The sequence below is a fragment of the Aquitalea pelogenes genome, from assembly GCF_041914625.1.
Taxonomy (GTDB): Bacteria; Pseudomonadota; Gammaproteobacteria; order Burkholderiales; family Chromobacteriaceae; genus Aquitalea; species Aquitalea pelogenes.
This window is the reverse complement of the sequence record NZ_JAYSDA010000001.1, coordinates 341374-356121: the sequence shown is the minus strand read 5'-3', so window position 1 is coordinate 356121 and position 14748 is coordinate 341374. Positions and strand designations below refer to the sequence as shown.

The 14748-nt window shown below is 60.6% G+C and carries 15 protein-coding genes; 11 read left to right on the top strand and 4 right to left on the bottom strand.

The features are described 5' to 3' along the window. Positions 1-22 precede the first annotated feature (22 nt). The 6 genes from glnE to ACE3SE_RS01780 all read left to right on the top strand — a co-directional run bounded on the left by glnE (position 23) and on the right by ACE3SE_RS01780 (position 6441). The gene (glnE, locus tag ACE3SE_RS01805) at positions 23-2704 is read left to right on the top strand and encodes a bifunctional [glutamate--ammonia ligase]-adenylyl-L-tyrosine phosphorylase/[glutamate--ammonia-ligase] adenylyltransferase (protein WP_374553558.1); all 2682 of its coding nucleotides are present in this window, start codon (positions 23-25) and stop codon (positions 2702-2704) included. 87 nt (positions 2705-2791) lie between these two features. Continuing rightward, complete coding sequence (locus ACE3SE_RS01800) at positions 2792-3715, top strand: branched-chain amino acid transaminase (protein ID WP_082086304.1); 924 nt, start codon at positions 2792-2794, stop codon at positions 3713-3715. Between the two features lie 50 nt (positions 3716-3765). Then, on the top strand, positions 3766-3966 hold the full coding sequence (locus ACE3SE_RS01795; RefSeq protein WP_045845093.1) for a zinc-finger domain-containing protein: 201 nt from the start codon (positions 3766-3768) through the stop codon (positions 3964-3966). Between the two features lie 131 nt (positions 3967-4097). Next, complete coding sequence (gene waaF / locus ACE3SE_RS01790; protein ID WP_374553555.1) at positions 4098-5150, top strand: lipopolysaccharide heptosyltransferase II; 1053 nt, start codon at positions 4098-4100, stop codon at positions 5148-5150. An 8-nt stretch (positions 5151-5158) separates the two neighbouring features. Continuing rightward, complete coding sequence (locus tag ACE3SE_RS01785; RefSeq protein ID WP_045845094.1) at positions 5159-5749, top strand: TetR/AcrR family transcriptional regulator; 591 nt, start codon at positions 5159-5161, stop codon at positions 5747-5749. A 95-nt stretch (positions 5750-5844) separates the two neighbouring features. Next, the gene (locus ACE3SE_RS01780) at positions 5845-6441 is read left to right on the top strand and encodes a hypothetical protein (RefSeq protein ID WP_374553553.1); all 597 of its coding nucleotides are present in this window, start codon (positions 5845-5847) and stop codon (positions 6439-6441) included. A gap of 77 nt (positions 6442-6518) precedes the next feature. Here ACE3SE_RS01780 and ACE3SE_RS01775 read toward each other — a convergent pair whose 3' ends face one another. Both ACE3SE_RS01775 and ACE3SE_RS01770 read right to left on the bottom strand, forming a co-directional pair. Continuing rightward, positions 6519-7166: a tetratricopeptide repeat protein gene (locus ACE3SE_RS01775; RefSeq protein WP_045845096.1), complete on the bottom strand. Its 648-nt coding sequence runs from the start codon at positions 7164-7166 to the stop codon at positions 6519-6521. Positions 7167-7256: 90 nt separating this feature from the next. Then, complete coding sequence (locus ACE3SE_RS01770; protein WP_374553550.1) at positions 7257-7448, bottom strand: putative motility protein; 192 nt, start codon at positions 7446-7448, stop codon at positions 7257-7259. A 118-nt stretch (positions 7449-7566) separates the two neighbouring features. On the opposite strand from ACE3SE_RS01770, the gene trxB reads away from it, so the two are divergent. The 5 genes from trxB (at position 7567) to ACE3SE_RS01745 (ending at position 11984) form a co-directional block, all read left to right on the top strand. Further along, complete coding sequence (trxB, locus tag ACE3SE_RS01765; RefSeq protein ID WP_062789245.1) at positions 7567-8520, top strand: thioredoxin-disulfide reductase; 954 nt, start codon at positions 7567-7569, stop codon at positions 8518-8520. A 4-nt stretch (positions 8521-8524) separates the two neighbouring features. Further along, positions 8525-9157: a Smr/MutS family protein gene (locus tag ACE3SE_RS01760; protein WP_374553548.1), complete on the top strand. Its 633-nt coding sequence runs from the start codon at positions 8525-8527 to the stop codon at positions 9155-9157. A gap of 82 nt (positions 9158-9239) precedes the next feature. Beyond that, complete coding sequence (locus ACE3SE_RS01755; RefSeq protein WP_374553546.1) at positions 9240-9692, top strand: peroxiredoxin; 453 nt, start codon at positions 9240-9242, stop codon at positions 9690-9692. Positions 9693-9742: 50 nt separating this feature from the next. Continuing rightward, the gene (locus tag ACE3SE_RS01750; protein ID WP_045845100.1) at positions 9743-11146 is read left to right on the top strand and encodes a PhoH family protein; all 1404 of its coding nucleotides are present in this window, start codon (positions 9743-9745) and stop codon (positions 11144-11146) included. A 4-nt stretch (positions 11147-11150) separates the two neighbouring features. Beyond that, positions 11151-11984: an alpha/beta hydrolase gene (locus tag ACE3SE_RS01745; protein WP_131359413.1), complete on the top strand. Its 834-nt coding sequence runs from the start codon at positions 11151-11153 to the stop codon at positions 11982-11984. Between the two features lie 273 nt (positions 11985-12257). Here the strand turns inward: ACE3SE_RS01745 and ACE3SE_RS01740 are convergent, their stop codons facing one another. Both ACE3SE_RS01740 and ACE3SE_RS01735 read right to left on the bottom strand, forming a co-directional pair. Next, complete coding sequence (locus ACE3SE_RS01740) at positions 12258-12809, bottom strand: cob(I)yrinic acid a,c-diamide adenosyltransferase (RefSeq protein WP_374553544.1); 552 nt, start codon at positions 12807-12809, stop codon at positions 12258-12260. Beyond that, positions 12809-14748, bottom strand: a 1940-nt coding sequence (locus ACE3SE_RS01735) for a hypothetical protein (RefSeq protein ID WP_374553543.1), incomplete at its 5' end; no start/stop codon positions are given. The genes ACE3SE_RS01740 and ACE3SE_RS01735, both read right to left, overlap by 1 nt.

Genomic DNA, 14748 nt, shown 5'->3' with positions numbered 1-14748 from the left:
AACCAGCGAGTGCAGCGCCATTATGCCAGCAAACCCGGAGCATGCCATTGCCCAGAGCCGTGCCTTTTCACTTTATCTGGACCGCCTGCTGACGGCACGGCCAGAGCAACTGGCGTTGTTGCAAGCACGCCTGCTGCATCCGTTTGATGCTGCCGAAATGGCAGGCTTTGCACCGTGGGACGCACTGGACAGCCCGGAAGACATGAGCGCCGCTCTGCGACGGCTGCGCCAGGCGGTGATGGCCCGGCTGATCACCCGGGACCATAACGGGCTGGCCAGCCTCGACGAAGTGGTCAGCACCATCAGCCAACTGGCCGAATTTGCCGTTCAGCAGTCACTGGCTTCAGCCTGTCGCGCCTTGCCGCAATACGGCCAGCCCATTGGCGAGGACAGCGGGGAAGTCCAGCAACTCATCGTCATCGGCATGGGCAAGCTGGGTGGTGGCGAGCTGAATGTATCGTCCGACATCGACCTGATCTTCATCTACCCCGAAGGCGGCGAAACCAGTGGCCCGCGCAAGATCAGCAATCACGAATACTTCAGTCAGGTCGGCAAGCGCATCATCAGCCTGATCAACGATGTCACCCTGGACGGCCAGGTATTCCGCGTCGACATGCGGCTGCGACCGTATGGCGATTCCGGCCCGCTGGTGATGAGCTTCCCGGCGCTGGAAAACTACCTGCTCACCCAGGGCCGGGAATGGGAGCGCTACGCCTGGATCAAGGCCAAGGCACTGACCGGCGATGTGGCCGGCCTCGCTGACATGGTGCGTCCCTTTGTCTATCGCAAGTATCTGGATTACAACGCCTACGGTGCCATGCGCGAGCTGCACGCCCAGATCCGCCGCGAAGTGGCCCGGCGCGACATGGCCGACAACATCAAGCTGGGGCCGGGCGGCATCCGCGAGGTGGAATTCATCGCACAGGTGTTCCAGCTGATTCGCGGCGGCCGCGACAAAACCCTGCAACTGCGCAGCACCCGCGCCACGCTGGACCGGCTGGCCGAATTGCGCCTGCTGGAACCGGCCGCCGTGGCCGAGCTGCAAGAAGCCTATGCCTTCCTGCGCAATCTGGAACATCGCCTGCAATACCTGGACGACCAGCAGACCCAAACCCTGCCCGGCAGTGAAGAAAACCAGATCAAGATTGCCCACAGCATGGGCTATCAGAACTGGCCCGCCTTCCTGGATGCGCTCAACACCGAACGGCGCAAGGTAACGCGTCACTTCGAGCAGGTTTTCATCCTGCCCACCGAAACCGCGCCGGACCATCCACTGTCCTGCCTGTGGAATGACATTGGCGAACAAGACCCCTCCCCCCAGCTCACCACCCTGGGGTTTGACGATGTGCCCGGCGTCACCGGGCAGTTGCGTGCACTGGCACAAAGCCAGCGCTACCAGCAGATTCCACTGGCGGGTCGCAAGAAATTTGATGCACTGATGCCTCCCTTGATCGAGGTATCCACCCACTTCCCCAATCCGGCAGCCACCCTGTCGCGCATCATCGGGCTGATGGAAGCCATCAGCCGACGCGCGTCCTACCTGGCCCTGCTCACCGAATACCCGCAAACCCTGCAACGCCTGGCCACACTGTGCTCGGCCAGCGCCTGGGTATCCACCTACCTGACGCGCCACCCCATCTTGCTGGACGAACTGCTGGATGCCCGCGTGCTGTACGCGACGCCCGACTGGCCTACGCTCGCGGCCCAGCTGGAACAGCAAATGCAGCAATCCGACGGCGACATCGAAGCCAAGATGGACACCCTGCGCCACTTCCAGCACGCCCAGGCTTTCCGCCTGGTGGCACAGGACATTGCCGGCATGTGGACGGTGGAAGCCCTGTCCGACCAGCTGTCCATGCTGGCCGACACCGTGCTGGATGCCACGCTGCGCCACGCCTGGCGCGACATTCCCAGCCGCCATACCGATACACCGTGCTTTGCCATCATTGGTTACGGCAAGCTGGGCGGCAAGGAGCTGGGCTACGCCTCGGATCTGGACATCATCTTCCTCTACGACGACGAACACCCGGACGCCACCGAGCTTTACTCGCGCCTGGCACGCAAGATGTCCACCTGGCTGACCAGCGCCACCAGTGCCGGCATCCTGTACGACATCGACCTGCGCCTGCGCCCCAATGGCGCCAGCGGCCTCCTGGTCAGCTCGCTGCAGGCCTTCCGCAACTATCAGGAAAAACAAGCCTGGGTATGGGAGCACCAGGCACTGACCCGCGCCCGTTACGTCGCCGGCGACAGCACCATCGGCAAGGGTTTTGAAACGATACGTCACGATGTACTCACCCTGCAGCGAGACCACGACACCCTGCGCAGCGAAGTGCTTGGCATGCGCCAGCGCATGCTGGAAAGCCACCCGCCACACGAGCACGACGTCAAACATGCGCGCGGCGGCATCATCGACATCGAATTCATCGTGCAGTACCTGATTCTGGCCCATGCCCGCCAGCTGCCGGCCTTCACCGGCAATACCGGCAATATTGCCCTGCTGGCGGTGGCTGCCGAGGCCGGGCTGGTGAGTCACGCGCTGGCCGAACAGGGTCGCAGCGCCTACCGCTACTACCGCAAACTGCAGCATGCGGCACGACTGAACGAAAGCAGCAAGGTGGAAGTCAACGACACACTGCGCCAGCACTACCAGCAAACCCAGGCGCTGTGGCTACAGGTTTTTGGCGCAGACAGCCTGACCTGACCGGGTTTTTCACCGGTGACGGTTCACAACGGCAACACTGGCGGTATAATCGCCTGCTAACAAAACACAATGACGGAGAGCTCCAAGATGTCGATGGCAGATCGTGACGGATTCATCTGGTATGACGGCAAACTGGTTGACTGGCGCGATGCCACCACCCACGTACTGACCCACACCCTGCATTACGGCATGGGCGTGTTTGAAGGCGTGCGCGCTTACGAAACCCCCAAGGGCCCGGCCATTTTCCGCCTGCAGGATCACACCGACCGCCTGTTCCGCTCCGCCAAGATCCTGGGCATGAACCTGCCCTTCAGCAAGGACGAGATCAACCAGGCTCATCTGGACGTGGTGAAAGCCAACAAGCTGTCCTCCTGCTACTTCCGCCCGATGGCCTTCTACGGCTCGGGCAAACTGGGTGTCGCACCCAAAAAAGATGATGTGCAAGTCATCGTGGCTGCATGGCCGTGGGGTGCCTACCTGGGTGAAGAAGGCCTGGAAAAAGGCATCCGCGTGAAGACATCCTCCTTCACCCGTCATCATGTCAACATCACCATGTGCAAGGCCAAGGCCAACGGCAACTACATGAACTCCATCCTCGCCAACAACGAGGCCACGGCAGACGGCTATGACGAAGCCCTGCTGCTGGACGTGGACGGTTTCGTGGCAGAAGGCTCGGGCGAGAACATCTTCATCGTGCGCAAGGGCAAGCTCTACACCCCGGACCTCACCTCCGCCCTGGAAGGCATCACCCGCGACACCGTGGTGCAGATTGCCCAGGAGCAAGGCCTGGAAATCATTGAAAAACGCATCACCCGCGACGAAGTCTACAGCGCCGACGAAGCCTTCTTCACCGGTACTGCCGCCGAAGTCACCCCGATCCGCGAACTGGATCGCCGTGCCATCGGCGAAGGCACGCGCGGCCCGATCACCGCAGCCATCCAGCAAAAGTACTTCAATATCGTGAAGGGCCTGGATGCCGAACACGAACACTGGCTGACCTACGTCAAGTAAACACACCCAAGCAGCAAGGGCCGGCGCTGCCGGCCTGACAAGGAAAGACAATGGCTGAACTCAAAGAAAATACCCGTCGCGTCATCGAAGTCACCGCGAAGGACCTGCCCCTGCACTGCCCGATGCCGGACATGGTGGCATGGAACTCCCACCCGCGCGTTTTCCTGCCGGTACACAAAACCGGTGAAGCACTGTGCCCCTACTGTGGCACCCAGTACAAGCTGGTTGGCCCGGTCGGACACCACCACTAAGCCCAGGCCTGGCCGACGGCATGCGAAAGGTGCGGGCTTCCGCACCTTTTTCGCTTGCCCGCTCACCAAATCAACGCCAGCTTGCTGCCACCCGCCCCCAGGCTGGCGCTGATTTGGAAGCGGAACCCTTCATGAAGAAAAAAATACTGGTCATCGGCCCCTCGTGGGTGGGCGACAGCGTCATGGCCCAGCCTCTTTACCAGCGGCTGCACCAGCGCCACCCCGGCCTGGAACTGCATGTATTTGCCCCGGCCTGGACTCTTCCCCTGCTAGCACGCATGCCGGAAGTAGCCAAAGCACACCTCAACCCTTTCGGCCACGGCGCACTGCGCTTGCGCGAACGCTGGGAAACCGCCCGCAAGCTCAAGGCCGAAGGCTTCGATCAGGCCATCGTGCTGCCCAACTCCATCAAATCGGCCCTGATTCCCTTCTTTGCCGGCATACCGCTACGCACTGGCTTTATTGGCGAATCACGCTACTGGATACTCAACGACACCCGCGAACTGGACGAGCAGGAACTGCCCATGATGGTGGAGCGCTTCTGCGCGCTGGCCGAGGAGCGCAACACCTCCTTGCCTCGCCCAATCGACCATCCGGCACTGGTCACCAATCCGCAAAGCCAGCTGGAAACCGCCCGTCGCCTGCAACTGGACACCAGCCGCCCGATTGTCGCCTTCTGCCCGGGTGCAGAATACGGCCCGGCCAAACGCTGGCCGGCCCGCCATTTTGCCGAACTGGCCAAGCGTTTTGCTGCTGCCGGCTTTGCCGTCTGGCTGTTCGGCTCGGGCAAGGACAAGGAAATCGGCGATGACATCGCCCGCCTGGCCGATGACACAGCCACCAATCTGTGCGGCAGCACCGGGCTGGAGGAAGCCATCGACCTGATGGGCCTGACCCGGCTTGCCGTCTGCAACGACTCCGGCCTGATGCACGTAGCGGCCGCCCTTGGCAAACCGCTGGTTGCGCTGTACGGCTCCTCCAGCCCGGACTTCACTCCCCCGCTGTCGGATCAGGCAGCGGTAGTCAGTCTCAATCTGGACTGCAGCCCCTGCTTCGAACGCAAGTGTCCCTACCAGCACACCAACTGTCTGGAACAACTGGGCCCGGACCTGGCATGGCAGGCTGCACAACGTTTTCTGCCCGAACTGGGCAAGACCACCATTCAACTGACCCGTAGTACATAGGCTGAACCATGAGCGCACAAGACAAGAACAATCAGCCCGAGGAAAACAGCCGCCGCATGGAACTGGTGCGGGCTGCTGCCAAACTGTTTCGCGACCAAGGCTACGAACGCACTACCGTGCGTGACCTGGGCAATGCGGTGGGCCTGCAATCGGGCAGTCTGTTTTATCACTTCCGTACCAAGGAAGAAATCTTGGTGGCCGTCATGGCGCTGGGCATCACCGCCACCACCGAGCAACTGAGCGAAGCCATTGCCCGCGCCCGCAGCCCGCGCGACAAGCTGTCCGCCCTGTTCCATGTTCATCTGAATTCGCTGCTGGGTGATAACCAGGCCGCTTTGGAGGTGATGCTGTACGAATGGCGCAGTGTCTCTGCTGCGGCAAAACCCGGCCTGATCGTGCTGCGCGACCGCTACGAGGCACTATGGCAAGAAGTACTGGACGAAGCTGCTGCAGCCGGGCTGGTCAAGCAGGATACCCGCCTGCTGCGCCGCACCCTGCTGGGCAGCCTGCATTGGTCGGTGCAGTGGTACAAGTCCGAGGGCGAACTGAGTGTGGATGCACTGGCGGAACGCATGCTGGCATTGGTACTGTTGAAGTAATCACACACTTCAGGCCCGGCCTGGTGATTTATCAGCAAACCCTGGACAATTTGTTCTAAAATCACAGAGTTAGCCCATTCATCAGGAGTTGCGCCATGGACAGCATCTCTCGCCTGCAAAGCAGCAGTGCCAGCACCACGGCCAGCCTGTTGCAGCAGAGCCGCAACAGTCGCGCAGCCAGCACCAGCCAGGCCACGGAAGACAGCAGCAGTTCGGCATCCACCCGTAACGAAAGCACTACGCAACAGCTGCAAGCCAGCGGCAGCAGCCAGCAAGCGGTCGTCAGCAAACCTTCCCGGCAAAGCCAGAACCGCTTCCAGATCGAACAGGCGCTGGCAAGCCAGCTGACATCCAGCCAGGCCACCAGCGTCAGCACTGACAGCACGCGTACCGTGAATGCCAGCCGGGCCAGCAGTGAATCGGACAGTACCGCCAGCAGCACCTCGGCAGCAGCCGTCAGCAGCCGCAGCCGCCAAATCACGGCCAGCAGCAATCGCAACGGCGAGCGCAGCAGTAACGACAGCAATGCCACTGCCAGCAGCCAGTCCGCTCCGGTTCGCAATCAGGCACAGCAGACGCTGGAAAACCAGAAGAACAGCGGCCAGATTGCCGTCGCGCAGTATCAGAGCAACCAGTCCCTGCTGGAGAGCTCTACTCAGGCCAGCAGCCGCCGGGTCAGCGAACAGGCCTGAACTGTCCGCCAATTAGATTGATACAAAAAAGAGTACAAGGGTCCGTTCCCTTGTACTCTTTTTTAATTTCGGTTCGGCTATCTGACACCATGCTCTGCGGCCAGTGCCCTGGCTTTCAGCAAACCCGCCTGATCTCCCTGTTGTCCGGCAAGCGCATACCAGCGCACGGCCTCTCGCCAGTCTTCCTTCAGCCCCAGTCCATGCTCGTACTGGCTGGCCAGCAAATACTGCGCCCCTACATCGCCCTGCTCTGCCGCCGCCCGATACCAGCGCGCTGCACGGCCATAGTCCTGTGGCGCACCTCGGCCAAGGTAATACTGCGTGGCCACGCTCACCTGCGCATCCCGGTGCCCCTGCCTGGCTGCCGCCTCAAACAGGCGCGTCGCCTGTTGCAGGTCACGCGGCAAGCCATCACCACTTTCATATACCTGGCCCAGCACAAACTGGGCTGAAGACAGCTGCGCGTCCACCGCCTTTTGCAACCACTTCAAGGCCAGCTCGCGATTGCGCGGCACGCCCTCACCACGCCAGTACAGCATGGCCAGATCATATTGCGCCACCCTGTCGCCTCGCTCGGCTCCCGCCTTGAACATGGCAAAAGCAGCGGCATAGTCTCCGGACTGATAACTGGACCATCCGGGCAATGGCGGCGGCGTCCCAGCGACCGCAATGACAGGCAAGAGCAACACGCACAGCAGCAGGGAATAACTTTTTCCGGGATTCATATGCCACCTCCTGCTGATTGGTCGTGACGACAGTGCATTTCTTACAGGCGTAAAAAAAGCGGCATGCGCCGCTTTTCCAGTCAGGCCTGCTCAGGCCCGTACATCAATGCTTTGTCCCAGATGGGCCGGGTTCGATGCCTGGGTGATTTGCGTGCCTGTATCGCTGGCACCCTGCACCAGCGACAGTACCGACTGGCCTTCGGCCTGCAGTGATTTTTTCAGGGCGAACACCTGAGTGGCCGATGAAACATTCTGTCCGCTTACTTGACTTATTCCGTCCATGCCCCCACCTCCGCACTCATTACACGATTTAACAAGTCCAGTTTAGACCGCATGCGCCATTCTGTCATGGCAAAGCTGCTAAAATGACTGTTCAACGACCTAAAACAGGAACAACACGATGAGCAACACCCGTCACAGCCCCCTCCTGATCCTTGGTTCCGGTCCTGCTGGCTACACCGCCGCCGTTTACGCAGCACGTGCCAACCTCAAACCGGTGCTGATTACCGGCCTGGCACAAGGTGGCCAACTGATGACCACCACCGAAGTGGACAACTGGCCTGCCGATGCCAGCGGCGTGATGGGCCCGGAACTGATGCAGCGTTTCCAGCAACATGCCGAACGCTTTGGCACCGAAATGATCTTCGATCATATCCACACCACCCACCTGAATGAAAAGCCGATCCGCCTGGTTGGTGACGCAGGTGAATACACCTGCGACGCGCTCATCATTGCCACCGGTGCATCTGCCAAATACCTGGGTCTGCCGTCCGAGCAGGCTTTTGCCGGCAAGGGCGTGTCCGCCTGCGCCACTTGCGATGGCTTCTTCTATCGCAATCAGGATGTTGCCGTGGTTGGTGGCGGCAATACCGCCGTGGAAGAGGCACTGTACCTGGCCAATATCGCCAAGCATGTCACGCTGATTCACCGTCGCGACAGCTTCCGTGCCGAAAAGATCATGATCGACAAGCTGATGTCGCGCGTGGCCGAAGGCAAGATCACCCTGAAGCTGAATGCCAATCTGGATGAAGTACTGGGCGACGACAGCGGCGTTACCGGTGCCCGCCTGAAATTCAATGACGGCAGCACCGAAGACATCAAGCTGATGGGTGTGTTCATCGCCATCGGCCACCAGCCCAATACCGACATTTTCAAGGGCCAGCTGGAAATGGATGCCACCGGCTACCTGATCACCCGTGGCGGCCGCGAAGGCAATGCCACCCTGACCAGCGTGGATGGCGTGTTTGCCGCCGGTGACGTGCAGGACCACATCTACCGTCAAGCCGTGACCAGCGCAGCCTCCGGTTGCCAGGCAGCACTGGATGCAGAACGCTATCTGGACAGCCTGAAGTAATATCTTGAAGGCCTTCAAGGATACATTGAAGGAAATCCGCCGGCAGGGGCGTCTGCGTGACACCCCTGCCGCGCCGGTGTCTGTCCCTGCTCCGCCACCCGAACCTGATTTCAAGCAGCTGTTCAGCGATGTCAAACCGCTGAAATGCCAGCCGCGTCATATCCCTCAGCACAAGAAACCCAGCCCTCACCCGCGTCATCGCCACGGTCAGCACGCCCTGTCACACCAGGCCGAAATGGAGATGTTGCGCCACATGACAGGCCTGTTCGAGCCGCAAGACAGCCTGGTGCAGTACTCCCGCCCCGGCATGCCCAGCCAGACGCTCAAGCGTTTGCGCAATGGCCACTGGCCGGTTGCCTGCCAGCTGGATCTGCACGGCATGGACCGCTATCAGGCGCAGGATGCTCTGGCCCTGTTCCTGCACCGCGCGCGACACCGCGGGCCCTGCTTGCGCATCATCCACGGCAAGGGATTTGGCTCCAATGGCCAGCCGGTACTGAAAAAGCTGGTGCGCACCTGGCTGAGTCACCATCCGGAAGTACTGGCTTTCTGCCAGGCCAATGAAACCATGGGTGGGGAAGGTGCGCTGCTGGTGCTGATACGACGTGGTCATCAGGCGGAAAGCGGTTCAGAATAAGGATGACAACAGTCAGAAATTTCCGCTAAGCTCAAAGCAAGGCGGTTGTATTCCCACCCACCACCACCGTCAGGAGTCTTGCATGTCAGGCACACCCTGCCCCGACTTCACCCTGCCCGGCACCGCCGGCACCACCTTTTCTCTTTCCGCTGCGTCCAAGCCGCTGGTGATCTACTTCTACCCCAAGGACAACACCCCGGGCTGCACCAACGAAACCATGGATTTCCGCGACCTGCACGCCCAGTTTGCCGCTGCCGGCGTCAGCATTGTCGGCATCTCGCGTGACAGCATCAAATCGCATGAAAACTTCAAGGCCAAGCTGGAATTGCCGTTTGAATTGCTATCCGATGCGGAAGAAACCGTTTGTACCCTGTTTGACGTCATCAAAATGAAAAACATGTACGGCAAACAGGTAAGAGGCATCGAGCGCAGCACCTTCGTGATCGATGCCGCTGGCGTGATCGTGCGTGAATGGCGCAAAGTGAAAGTGCCCGGTCATGCTGCTGAAGTTCTTGCCTTTGTAAACACTCTCTAACGCAGTGCCCCGGTCTGCCGACCGGGCTCTGCATCGCCAAGGGGTCCATCATGGTAAGCCGTAAGAAAAGCAAAACCACCAAGCTGTTCGTTCTGGACACCAATGTATTGCTGCACGACCCTACCAGTTTGTACCGCTTCGAAGAGCATGATGTTTTCATCCCCATCATCACGCTGGAGGAGCTGGACGCCCACAAGAGCGGCATGTCGGAAGTGGCGCGCAATGCCCGCCAGACCAGCCGCTTTCTGGACGATATTGTCAGCGGATGTGAAAACAAGATCGAAGCCGGCATCACGCTGAAAAATGCCAGTCGTGATGCCGCCACCGGCAAGCTGATCCTGCAGACCCAGGCCATTCACAGCGTACTGCCCGCCTCACTGCCCGTGGGCAAGGCTGATAACCAGATCCTCGGCATCGTGATGGCCCTCAAGGAGCTCTATCCCGAGCGCTCGGTCATCCTGGTCTCCAAGGACATCAACATGCGCATCAAGGCCCGCGCGCTGGGCCTGGATGCCGAAGACTACTTCAACGACAAAGTGCTGCAGGATTCCGACCTGCTGTATACCGGCACCCGTGAAATCGACGAAACATTCTGGGAGCGCAACGGCAAGGACATGAAGTCCTGGCAGGAACAAGGCCGCAGCTTTTACCAGGTCAAGGGGCAGGATGTTCCCAATCTGCTGATCAACCAGATGCTGTGGCAGGAAGGCCCGCAGCCTTTGCAGGCGCGTGTGGTGAAGGTGGAAGGCAAGAGTGCCGTCATCCAGACCCTGAAGGACTACAGCCACCACAAAAACAATGTGTGGGGCATTACCGCGCGCAACCGGGAACAGAACTTCGCGCTGAACCTGCTGATGGACCCCGAGGTGGACTTCATCACCTTGCTCGGCCAGGCCGGTACCGGCAAAACCCTGTTAACCCTCGCTGCCGGCCTTGCCATGACGCTGGAACAAAAGCTGTATTCGGAAATCATCATGACCCGCGTCACCGTGCCGGTAGGTGAAGACATCGGCTTTTTGCCGGGCACGGAAGAGGAAAAGATGGCCCCGTGGATGGGTGCGCTGGAAGACAACCTTGACGTGCTGAACAAGAGCGATGACGACGGCGGCGACTGGGGCCGTGCCGCCACCCGCGACCTGGTGCGCTCGCGCATCAAGGTAAAGTCGCTCAACTTCATGCGTGGCCGTACCTTCCTCAACAAATACCTGATCATCGACGAGGCGCAAAACCTGACGCCCAAGCAGATGAAGACACTGATCACTCGTGCAGGTCCGGGAACCAAGGTAGTCTGTCTGGGTAATATTTCGCAAATCGACACGCCCTACCTGACTGAAGGCAGTTCCGGCCTCACCTACGTGGTGGACCGCTTCAAGGGTTGGGAACATTCCGGCCATATCACCCTGCAACGCGGGGAACGTTCACGACTGGCAGACCATGCCGGAGAGGTACTCTGATTCAATGCAACCACGCCTCGAACTGATTCATGGGGCAGCAACAGGGACGGCGCGCCAAGCGCCGCCCCTTTTGTTTGTCCACGGCGCATTCTGTGCCGCATGGTGCTGGCAGGAAACCTTCCTGCCCTGGTTTGCCCGCCTGGGCTATGACTGCTGGGCGCTCAGCCTGGAAGGCCATGGCGACAGCGACGGGCGACAGTATCTGGCCGCCATCAGCATAGATGACTATGTGCGTAACCTTGCTTCCGCCATCAAACGCATCAAGCGTACGCCCATCGTGATCGGGCATTCAATGGGCGGCTTCGTGCTGCAGCAATACCTGATCCGTCATCGCCTGCCGGCTGCCGCTTTTCTGGCATCGGTCCCGCCGACCGGTCTGGCCAGCTCCAGCCTGCGTCTTCTGACCCAGGCACCCGGTTTGTTGCTGAACCTGAACCTGTATCAGCAAGGCAGCTACAACCCGGCCCAAAGCGAATTGCGCGACCTGCTGCTCTCTGCCGACGCACCGGACAGCACCACCGACCTGCTGGTACAGCGCTGTCAACTGGAAAGCCAGCGGGCGGTGATGGACATGACCCTGGTCAACCCCCTCGGGATAGCGGCCATCCCGCCCTTGCCCGCCCTGGTGCTGGGAGCAGCCGAGGACATGCTGATTTCGCCGCAGGATGTGGTGGCCACCGCCGAACGGCTGGATGTGAACGCGGAAATCCTGCCACACATGGGGCACATGATGATGCTGGATACCCGCTGGGAACGCACGGCAGAGCGTTTGCAACAATGGCTGGAGGACTTGCCTGCCGAAGTGCTTGCCAGCGCAGACAGCCACGTTGCTGCCTGATCGGGAAGCAAAAAAGCCGCTGGAATCCAGCGGCTTCAGGCTGTAGACAAAGTGATCTGGTGCGATTGCACTGGCCTCGGCACAGCCGGGCCTTTCGACTCACTGATTGATTCCGCAGCCTTCCCGTCTATTCCCAATCCCCCCGCCCTTGCCCTGCTGGTCAAAGAAGGGAGCCTCGCGTTCCTTTCAGAAAGTGAGAAGGGGTTGTAAAAAATATAAAGCCGCTGGAATCCAGCGGCTTATTTGTTTGACAATACTCGTCAGTGTTGATGATCAATCGTGTCGCTTGGGCTGCCACAGCACGTCGGGCTGGCCCAGCGCCTTGTTGAGGTGCCGCGCCAGAATGAACAGGGCATCGGACAGGCGGTTGAGGTACTGACGTGCCGACTGTGAAATCTCCCCTTCCCTTGCTGCCGCCACCACGGTGCGCTCGGCGCGTCGGCAGACGGAACGGGCCTGATGCGCAAGGCCTGCCGGTCGCGAACCACCGGGCAGGATGAATTCCTTGAGCATGGGCAGGTCCGCATTCATCTGTGCCACCCACTCTTCCAGCGCGGCCACATGCTCTGGCTTGAGCGCTGCATAACCCGGCACCGCCAGTTCGGAACCCAGATCAAACAGATCATGTTGCACCGTCGACAGACGGTCCACCACATCGGCTGGCAGGCTTTCGGCCAGCAATACCCCCAGTACCGAATTCAGTTCATCCACATCGCCCAGCGCCTGCACCCGCAAGCTGTCCTTGGCCACGCGGCTGCCATCACCAAGGCCGGTGCTGCCATCATCCCCGGTACGGGTGACAATACGTGAAAGCCGATGCCCCATCAGTCCTGCTCCTTGTTCGGGCCATGGTGGCCCTGCTGCTCGCGCCCGAGGGCCAGAATGGCCTGGCGCAGGCTCTCCTTCAATGTTTCACCAAACAACATGTCGTAGTCTTCCTTCAATTGCTGCATCACCCCGGACAGCATGTTCTTGGCCTGCAATTCCAGCGCATCCTGCAGCCACAGCGACAGCTCCACCTTCATGCGTGGCAGCAGTTTTTCATACATGGCATCCACCAGGGCACGCTCGTCCACCACGGCCACGGTCTCTTCCTTGCGGGCTGCCGGGTTCATCAGGGCCGCCGCTGCCGCCGCGGTGGTCACCGCGGCGACACTCAGTACCTCCACCGACTTGCCAGCTTCCGGTGCTGCCGTGCTGGCTGCGACTTCCGTCTGTGGCATGGCAGCAGCAAAACTGGCCCCGGTCAGCGTTTCCAGCGAGGCTGGCGGCATTGGCTCCGGGCTATTGTCAGGCAAGGGAGCCGTGACATCGGCAAGTGGCTCGGCCACGGATGGATCAGCCGGTTCGGCATCCGTCAGCACCGGCAGCTCCAGCTCGGCCTCCGGCACTACGGGGGTGGGCAATGTCTTGGCGCTGGCTGCTTGTGGCGCGGCTTCGCGTTCGCTGGCAAAGGGCGACTCGGCAAACAAGCCTTGTACCGGGGTGCTGATACCTGTGGCTGGCGGCGCAACTTCGATTGCGTCGACAGAGGGCACGTGGCTGGCCGCCGCAGACGGCAAGTCCGCCTCCTCGTCCAATACCGGCAATACTGGCGATGACGTTACTGGCGCGCTGGCTGCGACAGGCTGCAAGGCATCAGACTCATTCGGCAAGCTAAGCTCGGTTTCATTCTCGCGATCAACATCACCCAAACCCGGCCAGCTTTCCTCCTCATCCAGCACGGGCAGGTCCTGCGTCAGCAATACCGGCGCATCCTGTCCTGACTCTGCATCATGCTCAGGCACTGCATGCACGACAACTTCAGGTTCGTCCGACAGCAACAACTCGGTTTCACTGTCGCGATCGACATCACCCAGCCCAGGCCAGCTTTCCTCTTCATCCAGCACGGGCAGGTGCTGCGCTGTCAATTCGGGCGATTGAACCGCTGCGGCTACCGGCGCCAGGTCATCCAGACCGGCATCCTGCAGCAAGGCAGATGCGGCCTGAATATCGTTATCGTCTTGCAAACCAGCACTGACATCATGCGACAGGGAATCGTCACCCAGCCCCGGCCAATCCTGGTCGATCAACGTAGCGGGCTGCATGGTGGGCAAGGTCGCCATGGCTTCCATCAACTCCGCTTCGCTCAGCGATGTAAATGACTTCTGCTCACGCACTGCTTCGGTCTGCGGGGGTTGGTTCAGGGCATCCTGCTGTGCCAGGGTTTGCTCAGCTGCGCGTAATACTTCATCCAGCGATGCGGGTGTGGCATCCACCAGCGCCTGCGCACGGGCCAGCAACTCACTGGCTGAAGGGGTTTCCTCTTCCAGCCGCCCGATACCCCCGCCCAGCACGCCAGCGGGCAGGCTATCCAGGGAAATGGACAGCCCGGCTGGCAGGATTGGAGCCTGATCAGGCTGCACCGGGGGCTGCGCATCAACCACCTGCACATGCGGTGCTGTTTCTGCTGGGGCTACTGGCTCGCCGGGTGCAGTGGCAAAGTCAGGCGGAGCGGCCACAACCGGGGCCGCTTGTTCCGCCATGCTGTTCCAGTCGATATCCAGTTCGTCCGACAGATCGGGAATCTGTAGTTCTTCCTCCACCTCGGGCAGAGCTTGAACAGACACTGCCTCAGGTGCACTCACGGCGGATGGAGCTGGTGTGGCTACTGGCTGGACAGGCAGATTCTCATCCAGCGCATCAGTCAGCGCCGGAATCTCCAGTGCGTCCTCCACCACCGGCAGCGGCTGAACCACCACAGCCTCAGGTGCATGCATGGCTG